This is a genomic window from Luteimicrobium subarcticum (assembly GCF_002798015.1).
Classification (GTDB): Bacteria; Actinomycetota; Actinomycetes; order Actinomycetales; family Cellulomonadaceae; genus Luteimicrobium; species Luteimicrobium subarcticum.
Genome location: NZ_PGTZ01000007.1, coordinates 604,528 through 628,989, shown reverse-complemented (window position 1 = coordinate 628,989; position 24,462 = coordinate 604,528). Strand labels below are relative to the sequence as shown.

Sequence of the window (24,462 nt, the reverse complement as noted above, 5' to 3'; positions counted from 1 at the left end):
TGCCGTCGGTACGTGTTCCGCACGTGTCGGGCCGACGCGACGACATGGGTTCTAGTTGTGATGCGGCGGGAGGCCGACCTCGGCGACACGATGACCTCCATGGAACGGCGCACTGCGAGAGATGCGACATAGCCTAGGGCCGGATCGGGGGCGGCAGGCACGCGCGTCCGGGTGAATCACGTCCGGGGTCGCTCTCGCCCGGCTCGCCCGGGAACCTAGCGGCCTCGGGCTGCGTCCTCCCAGACGCGCTCGACGACCCGCGCGGTCTGGGCGACGGAGAACCGCCGGACCACTGATTCGCGGGCTCGGTCCGCGCGCTTCGCCGCACCGTCCGGGTCGCCGAGGATACGGACGACGGCCGCCGCGATCGCGTCAACGTCCCCAGGCTCGACGAGCTCCCCGAGAAGCTCCGCTCCGTCGCGGAGGATCTCGGGCACGCCCCCACGGTCGGTAGCGACCACCGGGACGGATCGGGCCATCGCCTCGACCACCACCTGCCCGAAGGGCTCCGGGACGGGTGAGGCGTGCACCAGCACCGCGAGTCGGTCGAGCAGCACGGACACGGCGTCGACATGTCCCAGCAGCTCGATCCGATCCGACAAGCCGAGGACGTTGATCTCCTCCTCCACGGCACGCGCGTAGTCCTCGGCCCCGAACAGCGGCGCACCCGCGATCACGAAGCGCGCCGCAGGGGCCGCGTCGAGCACCCGCTGGGCAGCTCGGACGAACTCCAGCTGGCCCTTCGTGGGTCCGATTCGCCCGACGATGCCCACCAGAGGTGTCCCAGCGCGAGCGGGCGCGAGCGCAGCGACCTGCGACGGTTCGAGGCCCGGATATGCCACCACCGCGTCGCGCCGTCCCACCGTGTCCGACGTCGCCCGGGAGTTCACGATCAGGCGCCGCGGGACGTGGCGCGCCAGCACGCGAAGGATCCTGACCACGGGGCGAGGAAGGTAGTCGTCCGCGATCCGGTCGTGCAGGTACCAGACCACCGGACGGCCGGCGAGCCGTCCCGCAGCACCGCCCAGGACGTCCGCCTTGAGCGACGTCGTGTGCACGACGTCGGGATCGAGCTCACGCACGACGCGTGACAATCTCACGACGAAGGCCGGGAGGTCGAGCGACGCGCGAAGCGCCGCGACGGATCCAAGGTCGCCTCGGGAGCGCTTCCGGACTGCCGCGTCGAGGTGGACGACATCGACCGGGACGCCCGCGGCATCCAGGAGCCCGATGAGCGGGCCCTCCTCGAACAGGACGGCGCGGACTTGGAACTCCCTGCTGTCCAGATGACGACAGAGGCGCACGAGTGCCAGCTCCGCTCCCCCGGGCTTCGCCGTGTGGTCGATCACGACCACACGAAGGGGACGCGGCTCGGACGGCGCGCTCACTCCTCACCTGGCGAGGAGGCGCCCGCAGGGTCGGGCCCCCCAGGGACTGGGCTCTGCACGGGGCTCCACGCCGGTCGGATGCGGTTCGGGGCGCGCATCGTGGTCGGCGCCACCGTGCGTATCGACGTGACTGCGGGCCGCGCGCGGGGCGCCGAGGGATGGATCCCGGGCGGGCCTGCGTCCCCATCACGCGTGGCGTCCCCGACTCGGCCGTCGGGCAGCTTCCGCGACCCACTCTCGACCGCTTCGCTCGGGTTGACCGGCTGGCGAACCGTCACGCGCTCGGGCGGCGTCTCGGCGTCAGTGGTGTTCTCCACCTCTGTCTCTCCCTCGGACGGGACGAGGGTGGCGACGGTGTTGGCGACATCCCCTGGGCCCTGGTGGCGCGCTGCCGGAGCCTCTGGCGTCTCGGCGTCGTGGTCGGCCTCGTTCAGCGTCCCGTAGGTAGCCGCATAAGTCATCCGGCGCGAGCTCGTCACGCCGGCGACAGCGAGACCTGTCAGAGGCACGTTGTTGACGCGCAGACGCTGAGCAGCCGCTGCGAGCACCGCCTCGTCGGTCCTGCCGACGTTCGTCACGAGGACCACACCGTCGGCGTAGTTCCCCAGGATCGCGGCGTCCGCCGCAGCGAGTACGGGTGGAGCGTCGATCACGACGACGTCGGCGTCGTCGCGTAGCGACTCGATCAGGTCTCGGACCTGCGAGGTCGCGAGATAGTCCGCGGGGTCGAGCCCTTGGTCCGGCAGGGCGAACAGCTGGAGACCGGCCACCTGAGTGGAGCGCAGTCCCGCACTCTTCTCTTCTGCTTCCCCCGGGGCAGGCAGGATGTCGTCCAGCTCGGGCCGTCGGAGATCGGCGGACACCGCGATCGTGGAACGCCCCGACAACGCCCACGACGCTGCCAGGTTGGCCGCGACGAACGCCTTCGGGACGCTCGGGTCCGACGCGGTGACGACGACGACCATGCTCTCCGGATGGCCGATACCCACCTGGACTGCGGTCCGCAGCTCACGAATCGACTCGGTGTACGGCGTGGCGAATCGAGTTGCGACGGGCAGCCGACCGTGGTGCTCGGCCTGCCTGAGCGCCCGACGGACTCCGTCGAGCTCCGCGAGCACGGGAGCGTGTGCGACCTCGCCGGCCTGGGCGGAGTCACGAAGTCGGAAGTCAACCGCACGTCGCGCCAGCGCCAGCCCCACGCCGGCAGCCAGACCGGCGAGCAACGAGAGCGCGAGCACCGTCGGCGTTCCGAGGCCGAGTGGCATCGCGCCGCCCGCAGGCCCGGTGACTTGGCCCGCCGGATCGAGTGACGCGTACGACACCTTCTGCCCGGTGTAGGCGGAAATCTGCTTCGTGATCGCCGTCTTGGTCGGCCCTGCGATCGGGTCGTTCGGGTGGCTCTTGAGAGTGGAGTTGGCGTCGTCGAGCTGGGCGCTCAGGACGTCCAGCCGCTGGTCGATGGTGGCGACCTGCTCGTCGACGACCTTGGGGAGGTATCCGACGTAGGCGGAGGCGAAGGCGTTCGCCACCGCAGTCGCCGTCGCCGGGTCGCCCGACTCCGCCTGGATCGTGGTCGTGGTGCCGTCCGAGGACGCCGAGACGGTGGCGTCGATCTGCGACGGGTCGGACACGCCAAGCTTCTTGGCAGCTGCCTGGGACACCTCGGGCGACGTCACGATCGTCGGGTCGCTGTTCACGCTGACGGTCGTGTCGCTCTCTCCCGACCCGGAGTCCGAGGTCGCCAGTGTCACCGTGGCGGTGGCCTGGTACGTCGTCACCTGACGGTTGAGGTACACCAGCGCCGCGAACACCACGATCACCACCGCCGCGAGGACGTACCACTTGCCGTCCCACACCGTGCGGAGGAACTCCCGAACCGTCACGCGCTACCTGCCTCCCGAGACCGTTCGCGGGTTGTCCCGCTCACCCATCATGACGCTGCTGTTCGACGACCGCGCGGATCTTGTCCAGAAATCGCCCGGTCCCGAATCGTGCGACGTGCGCCGCGAGCGCCTGATCATCCCACGCGACCGTGGTGGCCCGGTCGAGTGCCGACGCGATCTCCACAGGATCCGGCGCGTCGAAGAACACCCCGTTGACGCCGTCGGCGACGGTGTCGAGGTAGCCGCCGTCCCGGAGGGCCACGGTGGGGACGCCGAAGGCGCCGGCTTCGAGCGGTGAGAGCCCGTAGTCCTCGTAGGACGCGGCGGCGAGCAGGCCGGCGTTCTCGTAGAGCCACCGCAGCTCGGCGTCGTCGACCCGTCCGAGGAGTCGGACGCGCGGCTCGCCGGCCCCGGGCAGCGCCCCGCCGCCGGACCCGTCGGACGTGGCGGGCACGTTCCCGGCGGCGCGGGCGAGGCCCTCGAGCCGGGCGCGGTCCGGTCCGTCGCCGACGACGACGAGCCGCCGGTCGCCGAGCCGTCCCACGGCGTCGAGGACGAGGTCGACGTTCTTGTACGGGAGCAGCCTGGCGACGCAGAGGACGTAGCCGGGCGCGATGCCGTCGACCGCGCGGGCGGGCGCGGCGCCGTCGCCGGTGGGGAGCAGCGCGGGCGGCGGCGCGAGCACCTCGGCCTCGATGCCGTACGCGGCCCGCACCGCGCGCTGCGTGACGGTCGAGTTCACGAGGTAGACGTCGGCGTGCGCGGCGGCGCGGCGGTCCCAGGCGCGCAGCGGTGAGGCGAGCACCCCGAGCGCGGCGCCGGCGACGGCGTGCCGGGCGCGGTCGGCGACGCGCGCCCCGGCGTCTCCCGAGAGGTACTTGTCGCGCTGGTAGAGCCAGCGGGCGGGCGCGTGGCAGTACACGACGGTGCGCCGGGCGCCGCGGTAGCCGTGGGCCCAGCCGGTGGAGCTCGCGACGAGCACGTCGGCGTCGACCTTCTGGGTGGACACGGCGGGGGCGAGGAACGGCAGCGCGGCACGGTGGTGGTGCCGCAGCGGGGCGACACGGTTCAGGGGCCCGGGCCGCACGTCGAGCGACCCGAACTCCGGGAACGTCCCCGCCGGGTCGTACAGCGTCGTGTACAGCGGTGAGCCGGGGAACGCCTGCGCGAGCAGCAGGGCGACGCGTTCCGCTCCCCCACGCTGCGTCGCGTAGTCGTGGGCGAGCGCCACCCCGTCGGTCATGCGGCTCCTGTCGGTGTCGGGCCGCGGCTGCGACCTGTCAGGCCTTCGTGTGGAACTTCCCCTGCGCCGCGAGCAACCCCTGCGTGACGAGCATCTCGACGGCGTCGGCGGCGTCGTCGAGGAGGAACGGGAGTTCCTTCTTCTCGACCGCGGCGAAGTCCTTGAGCACGTAGTCTGCCGCGTCCATGCGCCCCGGGGGGCGTCCGACGCCAACTCTCACCCGCACGTAGTCCTTGGTGCCGAGTGCCTTCGTGGTGTCGCGGAGCCCGTTGTGGCCGCCTTCGCCGCCGCCGATCTTGAGCTTGACGTCGCCGAACGGGATGTCGAGCTCGTCGTGCACCATGACGACGTTCTCGGGTGCGACGTCGTAGTACTTCGCGAGGGCGCTCACGGCGCCGCCCGACGTGTTCATGTACGAGGTGGGCTTGGCGAGGACGACGCGCGGGCCGGGGGCGCCGCCGGGCAGCGTCCCGAGGCGTCCCTCCGCGGCGACGGCGAGGCCGTGCGCGCCGGAGTGCGCCTTGAACGGCGCGCCGACGCGGCGGGCGAGCTCGTCGAGCACCATCTGCCCGACGTTGTGCCGGTTCCCGGCGTACTTCGTGCCCGGGTTGCCGAGCCCGACGACGAGCCAGCGGTCCGCCATGCTCGCACCTCTCTTCGGTGTTCGTGGAAGGGTCGTGACGCGCCGAGCGCCCGGTACCGCGAGGGTACCGGGCGCTCGTGCGGGTGCTGCGCCGTGCGGCGGAGCGGGGAGGCTCAGGCCTCCTCGGTCTCCTCGGCGGCGGGAGCGGCCTCGGCGGCGTCGGCGGCCTCGTCCTCGGCGGGCTCGACGAACGCCTCGTTGACGGCGACGACGAGGGTCTCGGCGTCGGACAGCAGGGTGACGCCCTTCGGGAGCTCGAGCTCGCCGGCGGTGACCTTCGCGCCCGCCTCGAGGCCCTCGACGGAGACGGAGAGCGACTCGGGCAGGTGGGTCGCCTCGGCCTCGACGGAGAGGGTGTTGGCGTCCTGCAGGGTCGTGGTGCCCGGGGCGGCCTCGCCCTCGACGACGACGGGGACGTCGACGACGATCTTCTCGCCCTTCTTCACGATGATGAGGTCGATGTGCTCGATGACGTTGCGGACCGGCTCGACCTGGACGTCCTTCGCGATCGCGAGGATGTCCTTGCCGTCGACGTCGAGCTCGAGCAGCGCGTTGCTGTGGTGCTTGAGCGCGAGCATCGTCTCGTGGCCCGGGAGGGCGACGTGGAGCGGCGCGGAGCCGTGGCCGTAGACGACCGCGGGGATCTGGTGCGCGCGGCGCAGACGGCGGGCGGCACCCTTGCCGAACTCGGTGCGGGTCTCGGCGGTGAGCTTGGTCTCGGACATGTGCAGTCTCCAGCAGTTCTGTGCGGGCCGACCGACAGTGGGGTACGGACGGCTTCGTCCGGTGGGCGGTGGTCCGCGGCGCGCAGAGAGGGTGCTGCCGTGGTCGTCCGTCCGGACGGCGGCTGCATCGGCGCGGGACGCATGACGGACGCGCGCGGGCACGCCGCCTGTGTCGATCACGGACGCCGAACGCCCGGAAACACGTCCGGGTGTTCGATCTTGTGGTGATTGACGGGCCCTGGTTCAACCCGGCCCGTCAGACGTCCCTCGCCGAGGCAACCCCACTAGCCTACCCGTCCGGCCCCGTCCGACGAAACCCGCGTGTCCGAGCAACGCATATCCACCATGCGGGACGCTCCGATGACGGACGCCGTGACCATCAGCAGGTTAGCCGCAAGCACCGTCACGAACGGCCCCACCGTGACGTGCCCCGGATCGCCGGTCGCGGTCCTGTAGCCGACCAACCAGGACACTCCCACGATGCCGAGCGCTGTCAGCCACTCCGCACGCGGGAGCCGGTCACGCTGCACCAGCCACAGCCAGATCATCGGAAGCAGGTAGACCCGATACGTCAAGTGAGACACGGGCATCAGGAGCAGCACGCAGCCCAGAATGTTCCACGCGGCGAGCGCAGCGTCACCGGGCCTCCGCATCGCAAGAACCAGCAGCGCGACGACGCCTGCGGTCACGACGAGCGTCGCCCCCAGCCGCATGGCCGGCGACACAGCGACCGGTGTGGCGAGCACACCCGAGTCAGAGAAGAGATCGCGCCCCACACCCCATGCCGAGAAGGACGAGAGGGGCTGCGACCGCGCACCCACCGTGACAGCGATCCACTCCCGAAGTGCGCTCGTTCCGAGCCCGACACAGGTGAGCACGGCAACGGCCGCGACCACCACGACAAATCCGACGAGAGAGCGCCGCCGCCCCTGCGCGCCTCGCCTGAGATACCAGAGGACCTCAGCCCCTGGCCATGACTTGGCAGCGGCAGCCACACCCGCCATGACCCCTGACCACGCCGCCCGACCGGCAACACCCGAAGCAACCGACACCGCGATGATCAGAGAGACGATGAAGTCGACCTGGCCGAACCACAGGACGAACGTCGCCGGATAGCTCCACAGCGTGGTCACGACGCCCACAAGAGCCAGCGTCGGACGCATGACACGGCCGATCCGTGACCAGACGAGGGCAAGCACGACCGCGACGGTGCCGATCGATGCGGCGATGCTGATCGCGGTCCACGCGGGGATCACCCGCGTGAGAGTGCTCCCCGAGAACGGAGCAAGCAGCACCGCCAGCAGAGGCGAATAGACATAGTCCTTCGCGTCGTAGGGATCTCCGCCGGAAGCCACCTGCTGCGCTGCGGTCAGGAACACATGAAGATCGATCCCGGACGTCGGATCCACCACGGTCGCGTGAAATCGCACCGCCGACAGAATGCCCGCGGCAAGAAGCGCGAGCGTCCAGAGGGCTACCACCGCGATGTCTCGGAAGGCGCGCGCGGGCATGCCTCGAGACTAGAGACGACCGGGCGGTGCGGATAGGGCCGGGGGGGGAATCGATGGGCGAATTCCGTCGGTGACGGCTCGGTGCACTCAGTCCCCCGCCGGGCCGAAGCGCTCGGTGCGGATCCTTTCGGGCGCGTGCCCCTGCAACAAGAGCATGCGCGCGACGACCTCGACGAACGGCGTCGGCCCGCACACGTAGCAGACGGGCTCGAGGTCGGCGGGCCACCCGTGCGCCGCGAGCTCGGCGGGCGTCAGGCGTCCGGGGCCGCGGCGCGCGTCGAGCGGCGCCGCCCGCGTGTGGACGACGGTGATGTCGAGTCCCTGGTCCCCCGCCCGCGGCCGCGTGAGCTCGTCGACGTAGAGACGGTCGTCAGGTGTGCGCACCGAGTAGACGAGCCGGAACGGCACGCGCGACCGGGCCGCCCGCCGGGCGCGCACCATCGCCATGAGCGGCACGACCCCGGACCCGCCCGCGACGAGCAGCACGGGCCGCCCGGCGACCATCGGGTCCGTGTCGTCGGGGTCCCACACGAACCAGCCGCCCACCGGTCCTCGCACCTCGACGGGGTACCCCACCCGGAACCCTTCCACCGGGTCGGTCAGGTACCCGGACACCTCCCCGCCGGGCACCCGCTGCACGGTGATCTCGACCCGCGGCACGTCCGTCGAGAGGGCGGGGTCGGGGTCGTCGCGCGCGGGCGTGGCGGGGCTGGCGGGAGGCGCCGAGGAACGAGGCGCCGGATGGTAGCCCGCGCGCGACGACCCCGACCCCTCAACCACCGTTGCGATCCCGGCCCCGGCCCCGGCCCCGATCGAGTACGACCGCTCCGCCCGGTACCCGTCCTCCGCCGTGAGCCGGACGTCGAGGTGCTGCCCGGCCAGGTGCCCGGGCCACGTCGGCACCTCGAGCACGAGCGTGCGCGCGGACGGGCTCTCGTCCCACGCGTCGACGAGCGTCGCGAGCTGCCACCCGGGCAGGGGCCCGACGCGCGCCCCGAGGCGCAGTGCCGTCTCCGTCATCTGGTCCGTCGCCCCGTCAGTCGCCTTGGTAGCGCTGCTCGTGCCACGGGTCGCCGTGGTCGTGGTAGCCGAGGCCTTCCCAGAACCCGTGCCGGTCGGTGAGCATCAGCTCAAGCGACCGGACCCACTTCGCGGACTTCCAGAGGTAGAGGTGCGGGACGAGCAGGCGCGCCGGTCCGCCGTGCTCGGCGGGGAGCGGCTTGTCGTCGTACGCGTGGACGACCCACGCCTTGCCCCCGAGGAGGTCCTGCACGGGCACGTTGGTGGTGTACCCGCCGTAGGAGCCCGCCATGGCGTAATCGGCCATGGACTCGACGTCGGCGAGCAGGGTGTCGAGCGACACCCCGGTCCACCGGGTCCCGAACTTCGACCACCGGGTGACGCAGTGGATGTCGGTGGTGAACGTCTCCTGCGGGAGGGCGAGGAACTCGTCCCAGGTCCACCCCTGCCGGTCGCCGCGCTCGGTGACGACCTCGAACCTCCACCGGTCGAGGTGCACGTTCGGGGTGGGACCGGCGGACAGCACGGGAAAGCCCTGCTCGACGTACTGGCCGGGCGGGAGCGCGACGCCGTGCGGTCGCGGCCGGCCGTGGAACCCGGGGGTGACGACGCCCATGCTCCGAGGCTAGGAGCCTGTCCGGGCTCCGGCGCGGCGAACGCGTATCACGCCGCCGCCGGCTGCCCTCCGTCCAGGTGAGCAGCGACGCCCCCTGCCGCTGCCGCTCGGTGCCCGGAGGTTCCGATGCAGCTCGCCCCTGACCGTCTGCGCGACCCGATCCCGGGTGCCGCGACGGGAACGACACCCGAGTCGTTGTACGCCCAGTGGCAGTCCTTCCTGACGCACGACCTGCAGCCGCTGGGTCAGGTGGCTCTCGCGGCGCTCGTCGTCCTGGCGGTGATCGCGGGCCTGGCCCGCCTGCTCGTGATCGTGGCACCGGACTGGCCCCCGCTGCAGGAGCGCAGCCGCACCGCGACGTCCGCCGCCGTCCTCGCGCTCGGCTCGGCCGCGCTCCTGACGTTCGGGACGGCGGCGCGCGGCGGACAGGTCGTCCTGGCGGGGATCGTGCTGGCCGCCGGGGCGATCGTCCTCGGTGCCTGGTGGCTCGCGACCCGGCTGCGCCTCACGGTCACGGTGACCGCGCCCGACGGGTCGGACGCGTCCACGTCGTCCGCGCACATCACGGCCCTCCTGGCCGACCTCGGTGCGAGCGCGCCCCGCGGCCTCGAGGTCCCCCGCGGCTCCGACGTCAGCAGCCTCGCCGGCGTGATCGGCGACCTGCCCCAGGGCAAGCTGGCGCAGCTCGCGCTCGGCCTGGTGCAGGCGGTCCTCGGGTCGTCGCCCTGGCGCGCGCTGGTGGACATCGTGGACGAGGACACCCTGGCCGTGACCGTGACGCGCAACGGGCGCCAGAAGGGCGCAGCCGTCGTCGACCGCAAGGTGCTCGACGTCGGGGGCGACCTGCAGCGGTTCGCCGCCGCGGCGGTCATGACGGCGATGGCCCGGTCGTACCCGGACAAGTTCCGCGGGTTGTGCGGCACGACGGACTGGCGCAGCCTCGGCCTGCACTACGTCGCCACGACCGATTTCCAGGACGACCGCGACGAGCAGGCACGGATCCTCGCCCGTGCCCTCGAGCGCGACCCCGGGAACTGGCTCGCGCAGCTCGCCTACCACAACGTCACCATGCGCTACACGCAGGACCCGGCCGTGTTGCGCGCGTACCGGGGGTGGCTCACCGAGGTGCTCGCGCACCGGCTCGACGGGGACGAGTACCGCTCGCTGGCGCTCCGGGCGATGTACACGCGACTGAGCGTCGACGTGAACGCGGCCTTCGCGAGGTCGTCGGTCGGCGTCGACGGCACGCTGAGCGGCGTCGCGTTCACGCCGCAGGACTCCGAGGACGCCATGGACCTGGTCCGCCGGCTCGCCGAGATCGAGGCGGAGGCCACGAGCAGGCACGCCTGGTGGGGTTCCCGGCCGCCACGGTCGTCCGGGATGCCCGCGCCCGCCCTCTTCGACGACCTTCGAGGGTGCGCCGCACCGCTCGTCCGGCTCGTCGTGGACCGCGCCCGGTACCGACCGGACGACCCGGACGACCCGGACGACCGTCGCACCCTGAAGGCGATGAAGCGACGCAGCGGGCTGGGGAGGTCGCAGCGGGACGGGACCCTGCCCGACCTCGACCCCGAGTCGGCGGCGGACGGGCTGGCGCGCAGCCCCAAGGGCTACTACACGCTCGCGTGCGCCATCGCGACGTACTGCGACGAGCCGTCGACGTCGATGGTCGACCGTGCCGTCGGCGCGCTGCGGCTCGCCCAGGCCGCGCCGTCGTTGGACGCCTGGATGTGGCACGACCCGCAGCTCGAGGGGCTGCGGTCCACGGACGAGTTCCGCACGGCGTTCGGTGCGGACCGTCGGACGGACCTGCTGGGTCTGCCACTCCTCGCGCCGTTCGCCGACCGGCTGCGTGGCGCGGCGCTCACGTCGGCCGTCGCGCTCCGCCGCACGTCCGCCCGCGACCTGGGCATGCTGCTCGGCGCCGCGACCGCAGAGGTGGTCGCGATCCAGGACGTGGCGGTGCTGGCCGCGTCGCTCACGGACGACGACGCCCTCGTCCCCTGGGCGGTCGAGGTCCTGCACGCGCTCACGCCCACCACGATCCTGTCGACGGCGGCGCTCGCCGCAGCGGTCGCGGACGAGACCGGGAGGTCGGACCTCGTCGCCACCCTCGTCGACGTGGTCACGGGACGCACCACCCCGTACGGCGAGCACGACGCCGTCCACCTCGCGGACAGGCTCGACCGGTGGACGCACCGGGTCGCCGTCCTCCATCCCGAGGTGGCCGCTCGTGACGCCCGGGTGCCGGAAGTGGTCCAGGGGCTGGCGTGAAGGATCCCCAGGCTCAGGCGGCTGGGGCGAAGCGCTCGGGACGCATCACGACACCACCTGCTCGACGGCTTCGAACCAGGCGCGGACGCTCGCCCAGCCGTCAGTCGTCGGATTCCAGTCCGCACGTCCGCGGCGGAGCCAGATCTCCCGCATCCGCGCCTGGTCGGAACCGCTCGACAGCAGCTCGGCGACGCCGGACCGGAGCCCCACGACAGTCTCCGCGGTCTCGTTCACGCAGAACGCCTCGACGACGCCCTACGGGGCGGGAGGTTCAGTGGGCCCTGACGATCGAGCTGCCGGCGTGATGACGCGCCACTGACAATCTGTCGTCGCTCGTCATCCGGCGCAAGGGCACCCAGCGATTCGACGCAACGGATGACCCCGCGATGCACAGCTACAACGCCGTCTACTGCAGCTCTTCACACGCCTGACCTCAGCCCCGAGGTTCCGCGCCGCCAGCTCTCCACCCCGTCGCCGCACGGTAGGCGGCGAGTCCCGCCTCGGTGGTCCGGAAGAGCAGCACGTGCTGTCCGTCGTCGTCCAGCTGTGGGCCACGCCACGAGCGAGGATCGCGCAGGAGCTCACGGACTTCGTCAGGGGCCAGGTGGTGCGCCGCGTCGAAGTCGGCGGATGGCGGCCCGGTGGTCACGTCGATCAGGCCGTCGGAGAGGAGGGTCACGAACAGGTCGCCACGACGCGCTGTGCGAGACGGTTCGGTACCGTCGTCGTCCCCCCACGTCACCTCCCAGAGACCCGAGACGTCCTCGTACCCGAGCCACAGGATGTCGATCTCCGCTGCGTTCACTGTGAACCTCCTGCCAGCGTTGGATTCCCTGCCAAGGGGACACGGACCGGCGCCCCACGGCCGTCGCTGACCCGCAGGTAGGGCCCTGTGTGAAGCGGGTCAGGATGCCCCGGCCAGCCGCTCTCGTAGATGATCTGCTGTCCGGTGTTCTTGATCGGTGGTTCGTACTTCGTCGCAGTGCCTCCTGGCGGAACCTTCTTCGGCGTCGTGGCAGACCAGTCAGCGGGGATCATCCCGCGGACCTCATCGATGTCCTTGCCGCTCGCGCCCTTGACGTTGGTAATGACGTCGTTGGCCGCCTTCTTGGCTGCCTCCCGAGCTGCCTCGTCGTGCCCGGCGGCGTTGTGGACGAGGACCGGGATGGTGCCGGCGAGGACGTAGTAGGTGTGGTGGGTGTGGACGTGGATGTTGTAGACGGTCTCGTGGCGGTCATCGAGGTCGATGGCGGCGAGACGAGTCGTGCCCGCCGGTGAGTCACCGTCTGCGGCGGTGACCAGGGAGATGACATCGGCGATGTCCGCGATGGCGGCGACGACCTTGGAACCCCAGTTGTCCCACCAGGAGTCGTTCAGATCATCATGAGAGGTGATCTCCTCGATCTGGGAGATCGCGTTGTCCGCCGCCCGGTCACGATCGTGGACGGCGGTGTCGATGTCGCCCTTCGCCGCGTTGACCGCACCGTGCGCCGCGGAGACCCGGTCGCCCGCAAGATCGGCCTTGTGCTGGTAAACGGTCTTCTCGTGCGGGTCGGTGGCGTCGTCCGCGAGCTGCTGCCACCGCGACTTGGTCCCGGTCGCGGCCGCAGAGTCGTCCAACGCGGTGATCGCCGTGTTCAACGCCGCCAGGGTGTCCGACTGGACCCGGTCCAGCACCCCCGCATACGACACCAACGCGTTCCCCGCCGCCTCGTACCGGCAGTGCGCCTTGCGGATGTCAGCGATGACATCTTCCTTGCGGTCCATCACCGCATCCACCGCCGCCGACACCGTCCCGTCGACCGACAACCGGTCCAGAGCCGACGCCGCATCATCAATAGCCGACGCGACATCCAGGTAGTCCCGCCCACCCGCCAGCACCAGCACCGGATCACCCGGAGTCGGATCGATATCCAGACCCACCGGCGACCAATCAGACGGACGACTCACCGCAGATCACTCCTCGCGGCCGCTCCAGCCGACGCCATCCGCACCCACAACCCCCTGCTGCAGCCCATGACCCGCAACCGTACCGGGGGAGCACACAGTGACCGATGGGGACTACTCCCCATCGCTCCGACGGTCAGGAGTTGCCGTCGAACAGGCTCGTGACCGAGCCGTCGTCGAACACCTCACGGATCGCGCGGGCGATCACGGGGGCGATCGACAGGACGGTCAGGTTGGAGAACTTCTTCTCCGCGCTGATCGGCAGGGTGTCGGTCACGACGACCTCGCGCGCGCCGCACTCGGACAGGCGCTGCGCCGCCGGGTCGGACAGCACGCCGTGCGTCGCGGCCACGATGACGGACTTCGCGCCGGCCGCGGTGACGACCTTGACGGCCTCCGCGATCGTGCCGCCCGTGTCGATGAGGTCGTCGACGAGCACGCAGTCCTTGCCCTCGACGTCACCGACGACGCGGTTCGCGACGGCCTGGTTGGGCCGGGAGATGTCGCGCGTCTTGTGCACGAACGCGAGGGGGCCGCCGCCGAGCTTCGCGGCCCACTGCTCCGCGACGCGGATGCGGCCGGCGTCAGGCGACACGACGGTGACGTTCGAGACGTCCACGCGGGTGCGCACGTAGTCCGTGAGGATCGGCATGGCCCACAGGTGGTCGACCGGGCCGTCGAAGAAGCCCTGGATCTGCGCGGTGTGCAGGTCGACGCCCATGATGCGGTCCGCACCGGCGGTCTTGAACAGGTCGGCGACGAGGCGGGCCGAGATCGGCTCACGACCACGGTGCTTCTTGTCCTGCCGGGCGTACCCGTAGAACGGGATGATGACCGTGATCGTGCGCGCCGAGGCGCGCTTCGCGGCGTCGACCATGAGCAGGTGCTCCATGATCCACTGGTTGATCGGCGCCGTGTGGCTCTGCAGGAGGAACATGTCGGCGCCGCGCACCGACTCGCCGAAGCGCACGTAGATCTCGCCGTTCGCGAAGTCGTACGCGGTCGTCGGGAGCACGTCGACACCCAGCTCGCGCGCGACGTCCTGCGCGAGGCTCGGGTGCGCCCGCCCCGACGCGAAAGCCAGCGTCTTCCCGTTCTTCTCGCCGGTCAGCAGCGTGCTCATCGGTCGGTGCCCCCTTCGGTGCGGGTGGTGATCTCCTCGCGCAACGCCTCCGAGTGCGGTGACGTCGGCGGCGGAGTCTGTGCAGCCACAGCATGCCGGTCCAGCTCGCGCATCGCCTGGGCGCCGAGCGCCGGCAGGGTGCCCGTCGCCACGGACGCGCGCGGCGCACCGTCCGCCGGCTCGGTCTCGGCGGCCCGCGCCGCGCCCCCGGCGGCCCGCGCCGCGGCCTCGGCGGCCGCGGTGCCCGGACGACGCCGCTGGACCCAGCCCTCGATGTTGCGCTGCGCCCCCGCGCTCACGCCGAGCGCGCCCGCGGGCACGTCCTGGCGGATCACGGAGCCCGCGGCGGTGTACGCGCCGTCGCCCACGTGCACCGGCGCGACGAACAGGTTGTCCGCCCCGGTGCGCGCGTGCGCCCCGATGGTCGACCGCTGCTTGCGGACTCCGTCGTAGTTCACGAACACCGACGCGGCGCCGATGTTGGTCTCCTCGCCGATCGTCGCGTCACCCACGTACGACAGGTGCGGCACCTTGGCGCCCGCACCGATGTCCGCGTTCTTCGTCTCGACGAACGTGCCGATCTTGCCGCCCTCCCCGAGGACGGACCCCGGCCGCAGGTACGCGAACGGGCCGACGCTCGCGCGCGCCCCGATCACGGACAGCAGAGCGTGCGTGCGGACGACCGACGCGTCCTCGCCGACCTCGACGTCGCGCAGCGTGGTGTCCGGACCGACCGTCGCACCGCGCGCGACCGTCGTCGCACCGTGGAGCTGCGTGCCCGGCAGGATCGTGACGTCCTCGGCGAGCTCGACGTCCACGTCGACCCACGTCGTGCGCGGGTCGACGACCGTCACGCCGTCCGCCATCCAGCGCTCCAGCGTCCGACGGTTCAGCTCGGCTCCCAGGACCGCGAGCTGCGCCCGGTCGTTGACGCCCTCGACCGTCGACGGGTCGTCGACGATGACGGCGCGCACGGTGCCGCCGCCGGACCGCGCGTGCGCCACCACGTCCGTCAGGTAGAGCTCGCCCTGCGCGTTGTCCGTCGTGATCGCCGCCAGGCCGCGCCGCAGCACGGCGGCGTCGAACACGTAGACCGACGAGTTGATCTCGCCGATGGCCCGCTCGTCCTCGGACGCGTCACGGTGCTCGACGATGCGCAGCACGTCGCCCGTCCCGGGCTCTCGCACGACCCGGCCGTAGCCTGTCGCGTCGTCCAGGACGGTCGTGAGGACCGTCACCGCGTTGCCGTCGGCCGTGTGCGCCGCGACGAGCTGCGTGAGCGTCCCGCCGTCGAGCAGCGGCAGGTCGCCGGCCACGACCAGCACGGCGCCGTCGACGCCGTCGTCCAGCACCTGACCCTCGTGACCGTTCGGCACGACGCCGCGGGCCGCCTGCTCCGCGTGCGCGGCGGCGTCCAGCACGGACAGCGCCGCCCGGACCGCGGACCCCGTCCCCATGACGTCGCCCTGCTCGGCGATGAGGGCGTCCGGCAGGAAGCCGCGCGCGTGCTCGGCCACCACCGCGGCCTGGTGACGCACGACGACCGCCGTCCGCCGCGCGTCGAGGCTCGTCGTCGCGGTCAGCACGTGCCCGAGCAGCGAGCGACCGCCCACCTCGTGCAGCATCTTCGGGGTCGTCGACCGCATCCGGGTGCCCTGCCCTGCGGCGAGCACGACGACCGCGGCGAGCGAGGGCGCCCCCGACTCGTCGGTCCCGTCGGCGGTCGTCCCGGTCGCGGTCGTTTCGCTGGTCTGGGTCACGCTGGCTCCCATCATGTGTGAACGCTCCGCCCCCAGGACTCGAACCTGGACCAAGGGCACCAAAAACCCTTGTGCTGCCGATTACACCAAGGCGGATGGTCGACGGCTCACGGCGGGCTCGTCGCCCCTAGTCTGCCAGGTGCCGCCGCCGGTCCCGCACCGGCGCGTCCGTGCGCAGACACGGCAGAATGGGCAGGTGCCCTCCTCCGAGTCCCGTCGCGCCCCCCGCTCGCGCATGACGGCCAGCCAGCGACGCGAGCAGCTCGTGGCCGTCAGCCGTGGCCTGTTCGCCGAGAAGGGCTTCGACGGGACGAGCGTCGAGGAGATCGCGCAGCGCGCCGAGGTGTCCAAGCCCGTGGTGTACGAGCACTTCGGTGGCAAGGAGGGCATCTACGCCGTCGTCGTCGACCGCGAGGTCCAGGCGCTCACGGCGGCGCTGACGGGCGCGCTCACGTCCCGCGGCCACCCCAAGGTGCTGCTCGAGCAGGCCTCGCTCGCGCTGCTGACCTACATCGAGAACTCGGAGGACGGGTTCCGCATCCTCGTGCGCGACTCCCCCGTCGCCCAGGCCACCGGCACGTTCTCGAGCCTCATCGGCGACGTCGCGACCCAGGTCGACCACCTGCTCGCCGACCAGTTCCGGTCCCGCGGCCTCGACCCGCGCGTCTCGTCGCTGTACGCGCAGATGCTCGTCGGCATGGTGGCGCTCACCGGGCAGTACTGGCTCGACGCACGACGCCCCAAGAAGGCCGACGTCGCCGCGCACCTCGTGAACCTCGCCTGGAACGGGCTGTCGGGGCTCGAGAAGCGACCGCACCTCACCACCCCGACGTGATCCGCACGGATGTCGCCGACACCACACGGTGACGAAGGCTGACAGACCGCACGTTCCCGGCAACTCACCCGGACGGTTGTCCGCGAACCGCCAGGCCCGGCGGATATGGTGCGCCCGGCACCCGGTCGTGCCGCCCGTCGCCGACAACTCCAGAATGGGGCCTCCGTGCGTTCCTTCCCGTCCGTCGTCCGCGTGCTGCTCCCCACAGCGGGGGCAGCGCTCGTCGTCCCGCTCGTGATCGGCGCCGTGGCCTCGTCCGCGGGCGCCGCGACCACCGTGTGCCCCGTCCTCGACACCGGCGGCTTCACCGTCCTCGTGCAGGACGACATGACGTTCGGCAACGCCGAGACCGAGGGCTCGATCGGCGTCGGCGGCGACCTCACGCTGTCCGGTGCGCACGCCCTCATCCACACGTCCGGCCTGACGCCCCCGGGCTACGACCTGCCCGTCGTCGACGGCGACCCCACGCGGCTGCTCGTCGGCGGCACGCTCGTCCAGAGCTCGACGGGCACCCTGAAAGTCACGTCGCGCGACGACGTCACCGGCGCCGACGACCACGTCGGCGCGGTCAAGATGGGCGACACGACCGGCCTCTCCCTCGCCGCGCGGTCCGACCTCGACCGGCTGTACGTCACCGACCGCGGCCAGGACCCCGCGCCGTGGATCGACGTCGACCCAGCGGCCGGCCAGACCCTCGACGGCGACCATGCCGTCACCGACCCGGGCGCCGCGTCCGTCGTCACCGACCTCTTCCCCGCGCTCCTCGCACAGGGACGCGCGCTGCAGGACGGCACGGGCACCGACACCGCGGCCGGCACCGCCACCCTCGCCGCCGACGGCGACCGCGGTGTCGTCACGCTCACCCCGGGCGTCGTCAACGTGCTGCGGGTCTCCGCCGCCGACCTCGACGCCTCCACCAGCCTGCAGTTCGCCGGCACGACCCCGAGCGCCGACACGCCCTTCGTCGTCGACGTCACCGGTCCCGACGACCTGTCCGTCCGCATCCCGCCCCTGCGCGGCGAGGCCATGCCCGGCCAGCCCGACGCGGACCACCCGAACCCGTGGGCCCCGTACGTCACCTGGAACCTCACGGGCGCACGCTCCGCCGTCGTGACGGGCGACCTCGTCACCGGGTCGGTCCTCGCCCCCGACGTCGACCTCACCCTGGACGCGAACAGCCCCGTCGAGGGCCAGGTCGTCGCGAAGGCGCTCGTCACCGCGGGCGGCGAGATCCACACGTATCTCTCCGCCGCCGACTGCCGGCCCGCACCGTCCCCGACCGACTCGACCACCACGCCCGCGACCCCGACCGACTCGCCGACCGTGACGCCCACGCCGCCCGTCACGCCCACGGTGACCCCGACCCCGACCGGGTCGTCCACCACGACCGCACCCGTCACGCCCACGTCCACGGACACCGATCTGCCGCTCGTCGTGCCGACGGCGTCCGCCGGCACCGGCACCCCCGGCACGGGCGAGGGTTCCGACGGCGGCTCGTCCGGCGGGCTCGCCGAGACCGGCGCGTCGCTCGCCCCGCTCGGTGTCGGCGCGGTGCTCGTCGCAGCAGGCGCCGTCCTGCTCGTCGTGCGCCGGAGGATCGCGACCCGCTGACCCGCTCCCGGCACCGTCCTGCCGCCGTCGACCCGCCGTCGACCCGCCGGGGAACCCCCGGAGGGTCGACGGCGTCGGTGGTTCGTGCTGAGATGTCGGACGTGCCCACTCTCGAGATCGACCACCTCGACAAGTCCTACGGCTCCGTGCGCGCGCTGCGCGACATGACGTTCGACGTGCACGGCGGGGAGATCTTCGGGTTCGTCGGCTCCAACGGCGCCGGCAAGACCACCACCATGCGCATCACGCTCGGCGTGCTCGCCGCCGACGCCGGCGAGGTCCGGTGGGACGGACGCCCCGTCGACCTCGACGTCCGGCGGCGCATCGGCTACATGCCCGAGGAGCGCGGGCTCTACCCCAAGATGAAGGTCGGCGAACAGCTCGTCTACCTCGCGCGCCTGCACGGCATGAGCACGTCGGAGGCGCGCGCCGCGACCGAGCACTGGACCGAGCTCCTCGGCGTGGCCGCGCGCCGCGACGACGAGGTGCAGAAGCTGTCCCTCGGCAACCAGCAGCGCGTCCAGCTCGCCGCCGCCCTCGTCACCCACCCCGAGATCCTCGTGCTCGACGAGCCGTTCTCCGGGCTCGACCCCGTCGCCGTGGACGTCATGTCCGGCGTGCTGCGCGAGCGTGCCGAGGCGGGCGTGCCGGTGATCTTCTCGTCCCACCAGCTCGAGCTCGTCGAGCGGCTCTGCGACCGCGTCGGCATCATCCGCGACGGGACGACGGTCGCGGTCGGGACCATCGACGACCTGCGCACCACGCCCACCCAGCGGTGGCTCGTCGACGGGCCACCGTCCGGCGGCGGAGGCGGCGTCGACGAGGGCGGCGGAACCGGGGGTGCGGACGGCGACGGTGAGCGGGCGCCGGGCTGGGCGCTCGCGCTGCCCGGCGTCACGGTCGTGTCGACGGACGGCCCGCGGACCGTGCTCGAGCTCGCGCCCGACGCGGCCGACGGTGCCGAGCAGGCTGTCCTGCGCGCAGCGCTCGACGCCGGGCCCGTGCGGGAGTTCACCCGCGTGCGGCCCTCGCTCGTCGACCTGTACCGCGACGTCGTCGCGGCCACGGGTGCGGACGACGAGCCCGGCGACGAGGGCGACGCGTCCGACCACGCGGCCGGCGGGACGGGGGCGGCCGCATGAACGGGCCCGTCGCCCTCGTCGCCGGGCGCGAGATCACCACACGCCTCCGGTCCCGCGCCTACCTCATCACCACCGCGCTCCTGCTCGCCGCGGTCGTCGCGGGAGGGCTCGTCCTGCACCTCGCGCAGGGTTCGTCGTCCGCGCAGGTCGTGGGCCTCACGCCGCAGACCGCGTCGCTCGCTGCACCCCTCGAGGCCACCGCGGAGGCCGCCGGGCTGGACGTCAGCACCCGTCAGGTCGCCGACGACGCCGCCGCGACCGCGGGCGTGGAGGACGGCTCCCTCGACGCCGCGCTCACCGGCGACCTGCCCGCGTTCACCGTCGTCGTCGAGAAGGACCTCGACGCCCAGGCCACCACCGTGCTCACCGGGCTGCGGCAGCAGACCGCGCTCGCCGACGCCGTCACCCGCCTCGGCGGCGACCCCGCACAGGTCTCGCAAGAAGTCGCCGGCGCGACCCTCGACGTGCACGCCCTCAACCCCGAGCCCGCCCGCGACGGCGCGCAGGTCGTCGCCGGGTACGTCGCCGGGATCCTGCTGTTCCTCACGCTCCAGACGTGCGCGCAGATGGTCGCGCAGGGCGTCGTCGAGGAGAAGTCGAGCCGCGTCGTCGAGCTGCTCCTCGCCACCATCCGACCCTGGCAGCTCATGGTCGGCAAGGTCCTCGGCATCGGCGTCGTCGGGCTCGTGCAGGTCGCCGTCGTGGTCGTCGGCGGGGTCGCGAGCGCCAGCGCGTTCGGGCTGGTCGACACGAGCGACATCGACCTCGGCGCGAGCGCGCTGTGGTCCCTCGTGTTCTTCGTCGTCGGGTTCGTCATGTACGCGTTCGCGGTCGCCGCGCTCGCATCCCTCGTCTCGCGCCAGGAGGACGTCGGGTCCGTCGTCGGGCCCATGATCCTGTTCATGGTGATCCCCTACGTCGTCGGCATCTCGATCGCCCCGTGGGACCCCGACAACCCCATCGTCGTGGCGCTCAGCTACATCCCGTTCTGCGCACCGCTCGTCATGCCGATCCGGGTCGCCCTCGGCACCGTCGACACGTGGCAGGTGCTCGTCTCACTGGGCTTGTCGCTCGTGCTGGTCCCCGCGCTGGTGTGGCTCGCCGCACGGATCTACTCCAACGCCGTCCTGCGCACCGGCGCGAAGGTGCGCGTGCGGGACGCGCTCCGCGCGGCCTGAGCGTCAGCTGTCCTCGAGGGGCGGCGAGGCATCAAGAGTCTTGACGTCAAGAGGACTAGAGTCGGCGCATGGACAGCCCCGAGACCCCGACGCGGCCCGACGAGGTCGACCGCATCGTCGAGGCCTGGCAGCGCGTCCGACCCGACCTCGACGTCGAGCCGCTCACCGTCCTGTCCCGCGTCTCCCGCCTCGCCCGCCACCTCGACCTCGCCCGCCGCAGCGCCTTCGCGTCCTGGGACCTCGAGACCTGGGAGTTCGACGTCCTGTCCGCGCTCCGCCGCGCCGGTGAGCCCTACCGTCTCTCCCCCGGCGCGCTCGTCCAGCAGACCCTCGTGACCAGCGGCACCATGACCAACCGCATCGACCGGCTCGAACAGCGCGGCCTCGTCGAACGCCACCGGTCGCCCGACGACCGCCGCGGCATCCTCGTCGAGCTCACCGGCGACGGGCTGCGCACCGTCGACGGCGCGCTCACCGACCTGCTCGCCGTCGAGCACCGCCTCCTCGACGTGCTGCCCACCGCCGACCGCCCCGCGCTCGCCGACCTGCTGCGCACGCTCGTCGCCCCCTTCGACGCCTGACCCGACCCGGGGTCCCGCGTCCCGCGCTCCGGTCCGCCGCACTCCTCCGCTCGGGAGAAGATGGCACGGTGACCACCCCCTCCCGACCCCGCGCAGCAGCGGCGGGTGGAGCGGGCGGGCTGCTGCTCGTCGCGATCCTCCTGTACGCCCTCAACCTCCGCAGCCCCATCACGGCGCTCGCGCCCGTCGTCCGCGACGTCGAGTCGGCCCTCGGGCTGACCGCCGCCCAGGTCGGCCTCCTCACCGGTCTGCCCGTCCTGTGCTTCGCGGTCGCGTCGCCCCTCGCGTCGACGCTGGTCCGGCGGCTCGGAGTCGAGACCGTCATGTCCGGCGCGCTCGTCACCGTGCTCGTCGGCACCCTCGTGCGGTCCGTCGGCGGCTTCCCCAGCGCCGTCGCCGGGACCATCGTCATCGGCGTCGCGATCGCCGCCGGGAACATCTCCGTGCCGGTCGTCATCGCCCGTGACTTCCCCGGGTCGGCGGCCCGCGTCACCGGCCTCTACACCGCGGCGCTCAACCTCGGGTCCGTCGCCACGACCGCCCTGACCGCACCGATCGCCGGGCTCGTCGGGTGGCGGTGGGCGCTCGTCGTCTGGGCCGTGTTCGTCCCCGTCGCGTGGTTCCCGTGGCGGGCCGCCGTCCGACGGCTGGGCGAGCGCCCCGACGTCGTCCGGAAGTCGGCGGGCGGCCACGCGGGCGCTGCCGCCGACGAACGGTCCGTGCTGCGCCGACCGCTGACCTGGCTGCTCGTCGGCACGTTCGCCGGGCAGTCCTTCGGCTACTACGGCGTGACGGCGTGGCTCCCCTCGATCCTCGAGGAGTCCGTGCACCTCTCGGGCGGCGGCTCCGGCGTCGCCGCCGCGCTGTTCCAGGCCTTCGGCATCGTCGGTGCGCTCGCCGTGCCCGCCGCACTACGCCGACGCGTCCCCACGACCGCGGTGCTCACGGTGCTCTGCGCGTTCTGGCTCACCCTGCCCGTCGGGCTGCTCGTCGCGCCGTCCGCGTGGGTGGTGTGGGTGTCGCTCGCCGGCGTCGCGCAGGGCGGGAACTTCACCGTCATCTTCTCGCTCGTCGCGACCCGCACCGCCGACCACCACGAGGCCCGGACCATGTCGACGACCGTCCAGACCCTCGGGTACGTCGTCGCCGCGACCGCACCGTCCGTCGTGGGCGCGGTCCACACCGCCTCGGACAGCTGGACGACTCCGCTGCTCGTCGTCCTCGGCTCCTTGAGCGTCATGACAGCGTGCGGATTGACCGCGACCGCCACCCGCCGCCCCACCGCGGCCTGACCTGACGGCTTGCTTCGTGACGCGGAGCACCACAGCCTCTCGCCGCGTCCGCCGCCGACGAGGACGCGTCGACCGTCCCGGTGAGTGCCCCGCGCGGAATCACGCCGGCCCCGACCACCGGGCCGCCGTCACCGACCCCGAGAAGAGGTCGCTGTGGTGGCTGGCGTCACGAACCGTGACGCCCCGAGCCCGCCCGCCCGCGACGCGCGAGGCACGTACGCGGACGCTCACGGACGGGAGTGGGGAGGTGTGTCGCCCGGTCGTGGCGGGTCTGGCGGGAGGCCCCGAGGCACGAGGGGCCGGACGGAGACCGGGCGACCTCCCCACCCGCGCCCCAAGCCGACGCCCCGACGCCCGGCGACGACCGGACGACACCGACCTACGACCCCAGGTACCCGTTCGCGTCGATCACGAACTTCTGCGCTGCCCCGGAGTCGAACTCGGCGTACCCGCGCGGTGCGTCCTCGATCCCGATGGCGGTCGCGTTGACGTTCTTCGCGATGTGGACGCGGTCGTGCAGGATCGCCTGCATGAGCCCGTAGTTGTACTTCATGACGGGACACTGCCCGGTCGTGAACGACAGCGACTTGGCCCACCCGGTGCCGAGGCTGAGGGACAGCGAACCCTTCTGGGCGGCCTCGTCGATGCCGCCGGGGTCGCCGGTGACGTAGAGGCCGGGGATGCCGAGCGCGCCGCCGGCGGCAGTGATGTCCATGAGGGAGTTGAGGACCGTCGCGGGTGCTTCGTGGTCGGAGTCGGATCCGTGTCCCTTGGCCTCGAAGCCGACGGCGTCGACGCCGCAGTCGACCTCGGGGACGCCGAGGATCTGTTCGATCTGGTCCTCGGGGGCGCCCTTCGTGAGGTCGACGGTCTCGCACCCGAACGAGCGGGCCTGTGCGAGCCGGTCGGCGTTCATGTCGCCGACGATGACGACGGCCGCGCCGAGCAGCTGGGCGCCGGTCGCGGCGGCGAGCCCGACGGGTCCGGCTCCGGCGACGTACACGGTGGACCCGACGCCGACGCCTGCGGTGACGGCGCCGTGGAACCCCGTCGGGAAGATGTCGGAGAGCATGGCGAGGTCGAGGATCTTCTCCATCGCGCGGTCCTTGTCGGGGAACACGAGGGCGTTGAAGTCCGCGTAGGGGACGAGGACGTAGTTGGCCTGCCCACCGACCCAGCCACCCATGTCGACGTACCCGTAGGCGCTGCCGGGCCGGTCGGGGTTGACGTTGAGGCAGATGCCGGTCTTGCGCTCCTTGCAGTTCTTGCAGCGCCCGCAGGCAATGTTGAACGGCACGGACACGAGGTCGCCGACCTTGACGAACTCGACGTCGGGTCCGACCTCGACGACCTCCCCGGTGATCTCGTGACCGAGGACGAGGTCCGGCGGTGCCGTGGTGCGTCCGCGGACCATGTGCTGGTCGGAGCCGCAGATGTTGGTCGCGACGGTCTTGACGATCGCGCCGTGGGGGACCTTGCGTCCGACGTTCGCGGGGTTGACGCCGGGGCCGTCCTTGAGCTCGAACGTGGGGTAGTCGATGTCGATGACCTCGACCGTGCCGGCCGACTTGTACGCGACCGCGCGGTTCTTCTCTGCCATGTGATCCTCCTTGACCACGCGCCCGGGGTTCGCCCAGGCGCTGCCTCGTCCCCTGCTCCGGTCCTTCGACCATAGGCACCGAGGGCCGTC

The 24,462-nt window shown here is 72.3% G+C and carries 21 protein-coding genes and 1 tRNA gene; 7 read left to right on the top strand and 15 right to left on the bottom strand.

Going from position 1 to position 24,462, the window contains the following annotated elements; all coding sequences use genetic code 11:
* Nucleotides 1-215: 215 nt before the first annotated feature.
* The 8 genes from CLV34_RS07865 to CLV34_RS07830 all read right to left on the bottom strand — a co-directional run bounded on the left by CLV34_RS07865 (nucleotide 216) and on the right by CLV34_RS07830 (nucleotide 9,029).
* Nucleotides 216-1,349: a glycosyltransferase gene (locus CLV34_RS07865; protein WP_170044617.1), complete on the bottom strand. Its 1,134-nt coding sequence runs from the start codon at nucleotides 1,347-1,349 to the stop codon at nucleotides 216-218.
* Between the two features lie 35 nt (nucleotides 1,350-1,384).
* On the bottom strand, nucleotides 1,385-3,271 hold the full coding sequence (locus CLV34_RS07860; protein WP_100349684.1) for a polysaccharide biosynthesis tyrosine autokinase: 1,887 nt from the start codon (nucleotides 3,269-3,271) through the stop codon (nucleotides 1,385-1,387).
* A 40-nt stretch (nucleotides 3,272-3,311) separates the two neighbouring features.
* Nucleotides 3,312-4,514: a glycosyltransferase gene (locus tag CLV34_RS07855; protein ID WP_100349683.1), complete on the bottom strand. Its 1,203-nt coding sequence runs from the start codon at nucleotides 4,512-4,514 to the stop codon at nucleotides 3,312-3,314.
* A 37-nt stretch (nucleotides 4,515-4,551) separates the two neighbouring features.
* A complete protein-coding gene (gene pth / locus CLV34_RS07850; RefSeq protein WP_100349682.1) occupies nucleotides 4,552-5,157 on the bottom strand; it encodes an aminoacyl-tRNA hydrolase in 606 nt (201 codons plus the stop codon).
* A gap of 113 nt (nucleotides 5,158-5,270) precedes the next feature.
* Nucleotides 5,271-5,882 (bottom strand): 50S ribosomal protein L25/general stress protein Ctc, encoded by a 612-nt coding sequence (locus CLV34_RS07845; protein ID WP_100349681.1) that lies wholly within the window; start codon nucleotides 5,880-5,882, stop codon nucleotides 5,271-5,273.
* Between the two features lie 284 nt (nucleotides 5,883-6,166).
* The gene (locus tag CLV34_RS07840) at nucleotides 6,167-7,393 is read right to left on the bottom strand and encodes a glycosyltransferase family 87 protein (RefSeq protein ID WP_100349680.1); all 1,227 of its coding nucleotides are present in this window, start codon (nucleotides 7,391-7,393) and stop codon (nucleotides 6,167-6,169) included.
* A gap of 87 nt (nucleotides 7,394-7,480) precedes the next feature.
* Nucleotides 7,481-8,413 carry a ferredoxin reductase domain-containing protein gene (locus tag CLV34_RS07835; RefSeq protein ID WP_100349679.1) on the bottom strand — a complete coding sequence of 311 codons (933 nt, stop codon included), beginning with the start codon at nucleotides 8,411-8,413 and terminating at the stop codon, nucleotides 7,481-7,483.
* A gap of 16 nt (nucleotides 8,414-8,429) precedes the next feature.
* Complete coding sequence (locus CLV34_RS07830; protein WP_100349678.1) at nucleotides 8,430-9,029, bottom strand: molybdopterin-dependent oxidoreductase; 600 nt, start codon at nucleotides 9,027-9,029, stop codon at nucleotides 8,430-8,432.
* A gap of 126 nt (nucleotides 9,030-9,155) precedes the next feature.
* Between CLV34_RS07830 and CLV34_RS16560 the strand changes: the two genes are divergently transcribed.
* Nucleotides 9,156-11,303: a hypothetical protein gene (locus CLV34_RS16560; RefSeq protein ID WP_100349677.1), complete on the top strand. Its 2,148-nt coding sequence runs from the start codon at nucleotides 9,156-9,158 to the stop codon at nucleotides 11,301-11,303.
* A 45-nt stretch (nucleotides 11,304-11,348) separates the two neighbouring features.
* On the opposite strand, the gene CLV34_RS07820 is transcribed toward CLV34_RS16560, so the two are convergent.
* The 6 genes from CLV34_RS07820 to CLV34_RS07795 form a co-directional block, all read right to left on the bottom strand.
* Nucleotides 11,349-11,537 carry a hypothetical protein gene (locus CLV34_RS07820; protein ID WP_100349676.1) on the bottom strand — a complete coding sequence of 63 codons (189 nt, stop codon included), beginning with the start codon at nucleotides 11,535-11,537 and terminating at the stop codon, nucleotides 11,349-11,351.
* A gap of 199 nt (nucleotides 11,538-11,736) precedes the next feature.
* Complete coding sequence (locus CLV34_RS07815; protein ID WP_100349675.1) at nucleotides 11,737-12,108, bottom strand: hypothetical protein; 372 nt, start codon at nucleotides 12,106-12,108, stop codon at nucleotides 11,737-11,739.
* Complete coding sequence (locus CLV34_RS07810; RefSeq protein WP_157803749.1) at nucleotides 12,105-13,226, bottom strand: hypothetical protein; 1,122 nt, start codon at nucleotides 13,224-13,226, stop codon at nucleotides 12,105-12,107. The genes CLV34_RS07815 and CLV34_RS07810 overlap by 4 nt, the downstream gene beginning before the upstream one ends.
* A 160-nt stretch (nucleotides 13,227-13,386) precedes the next feature.
* Nucleotides 13,387-14,373, bottom strand: a complete 987-nt coding sequence (locus CLV34_RS07805) for a ribose-phosphate diphosphokinase (RefSeq protein WP_100349673.1) — start codon at nucleotides 14,371-14,373, stop codon at nucleotides 13,387-13,389.
* Nucleotides 14,370-16,133: a bifunctional UDP-N-acetylglucosamine diphosphorylase/glucosamine-1-phosphate N-acetyltransferase GlmU gene (glmU, locus tag CLV34_RS07800; protein ID WP_281255180.1), complete on the bottom strand. Its 1,764-nt coding sequence runs from the start codon at nucleotides 16,131-16,133 to the stop codon at nucleotides 14,370-14,372. The genes CLV34_RS07805 and glmU overlap by 4 nt, the downstream gene beginning before the upstream one ends.
* 24 nt (nucleotides 16,134-16,157) lie before the next feature.
* Nucleotides 16,158-16,229 (bottom strand) — tRNA-Gln (locus CLV34_RS07795).
* A gap of 139 nt (nucleotides 16,230-16,368) precedes the next feature.
* Here CLV34_RS07795 and CLV34_RS07790 point away from each other — a divergent pair.
* From CLV34_RS07790 to CLV34_RS07765, 6 genes are all read left to right on the top strand, one after another.
* Entirely contained in the window at nucleotides 16,369-16,968 is a 600-nt protein-coding gene (locus CLV34_RS07790; protein WP_100349672.1) for a TetR/AcrR family transcriptional regulator, read from the top strand.
* Nucleotides 16,969-17,133: 165 nt separating this feature from the next.
* A complete protein-coding gene (locus tag CLV34_RS07785; RefSeq protein ID WP_157803748.1) occupies nucleotides 17,134-18,579 on the top strand; it encodes a collagen-binding domain-containing protein in 1,446 nt (481 codons plus the stop codon).
* Nucleotides 18,580-18,680: 101 nt separating this feature from the next.
* Complete coding sequence (locus CLV34_RS07780; protein ID WP_211289373.1) at nucleotides 18,681-19,721, top strand: ABC transporter ATP-binding protein; 1,041 nt, start codon at nucleotides 18,681-18,683, stop codon at nucleotides 19,719-19,721.
* A complete protein-coding gene (locus CLV34_RS07775) occupies nucleotides 19,718-20,899 on the top strand; it encodes an ABC transporter permease (RefSeq protein ID WP_100349669.1) in 1,182 nt (393 codons plus the stop codon). Before CLV34_RS07780 ends, CLV34_RS07775 begins: the two co-directional genes overlap by 4 nt.
* 68 nt (nucleotides 20,900-20,967) lie before the next feature.
* Entirely contained in the window at nucleotides 20,968-21,480 is a 513-nt protein-coding gene (locus CLV34_RS07770) for a MarR family winged helix-turn-helix transcriptional regulator (RefSeq protein WP_100349668.1), read from the top strand.
* A gap of 68 nt (nucleotides 21,481-21,548) precedes the next feature.
* Nucleotides 21,549-22,772: an MFS transporter gene (locus tag CLV34_RS07765; RefSeq protein ID WP_100349667.1), complete on the top strand. Its 1,224-nt coding sequence runs from the start codon at nucleotides 21,549-21,551 to the stop codon at nucleotides 22,770-22,772.
* Between the two features lie 379 nt (nucleotides 22,773-23,151).
* Here the strand turns inward: CLV34_RS07765 and fdhA are convergent, their stop codons facing one another.
* The gene (gene fdhA / locus CLV34_RS07760) at nucleotides 23,152-24,372 is read right to left on the bottom strand and encodes a formaldehyde dehydrogenase, glutathione-independent (RefSeq protein WP_100349666.1); all 1,221 of its coding nucleotides are present in this window, start codon (nucleotides 24,370-24,372) and stop codon (nucleotides 23,152-23,154) included.
* Nucleotides 24,373-24,462 lie beyond the last annotated feature (90 nt).

What these genes read in the sequence shown, in the direction of transcription:
- CLV34_RS07855 (WP_100349683.1), bottom strand. Translation starts at nt 4,514, where the DNA reads ATGACCGACGGGGTGGCGCTCGCCCACGACTACGCGACGCAGCGTGGG.
- pth (WP_100349682.1), bottom strand. Translation starts at nt 5,157, where the DNA reads ATGGCGGACCGCTGGCTCGTCGTCGGGCTCGGCAACCCGGGCACGAAG.
- CLV34_RS07845 (WP_100349681.1), bottom strand. Translation starts at nt 5,882, where the DNA reads ATGTCCGAGACCAAGCTCACCGCCGAGACCCGCACCGAGTTCGGCAAG.
- CLV34_RS07840 (WP_100349680.1), bottom strand. Translation starts at nt 7,393, where the DNA reads ATGCCCGCGCGCGCCTTCCGAGACATCGCGGTGGTAGCCCTCTGGACG.
- CLV34_RS07835 (WP_100349679.1), bottom strand. Translation starts at nt 8,413, where the DNA reads ATGACGGAGACGGCACTGCGCCTCGGGGCGCGCGTCGGGCCCCTGCCC.
- CLV34_RS07830 (WP_100349678.1), bottom strand. Translation starts at nt 9,029, where the DNA reads ATGGGCGTCGTCACCCCCGGGTTCCACGGCCGGCCGCGACCGCACGGC.
- CLV34_RS16560 (WP_100349677.1), top strand. Translation starts at nt 9,156, where the DNA reads ATGCAGCTCGCCCCTGACCGTCTGCGCGACCCGATCCCGGGTGCCGCG.
- CLV34_RS07805 (WP_100349673.1), bottom strand. Translation starts at nt 14,373, where the DNA reads ATGAGCACGCTGCTGACCGGCGAGAAGAACGGGAAGACGCTGGCTTTC.
- CLV34_RS07790 (WP_100349672.1), top strand. Translation starts at nt 16,369, where the DNA reads ATGACGGCCAGCCAGCGACGCGAGCAGCTCGTGGCCGTCAGCCGTGGC.
- CLV34_RS07775 (WP_100349669.1), top strand. Translation starts at nt 19,718, where the DNA reads ATGAACGGGCCCGTCGCCCTCGTCGCCGGGCGCGAGATCACCACACGC.
- CLV34_RS07770 (WP_100349668.1), top strand. Translation starts at nt 20,968, where the DNA reads ATGGACAGCCCCGAGACCCCGACGCGGCCCGACGAGGTCGACCGCATC.
- fdhA (WP_100349666.1), bottom strand. Translation starts at nt 24,372, where the DNA reads ATGGCAGAGAAGAACCGCGCGGTCGCGTACAAGTCGGCCGGCACGGTC.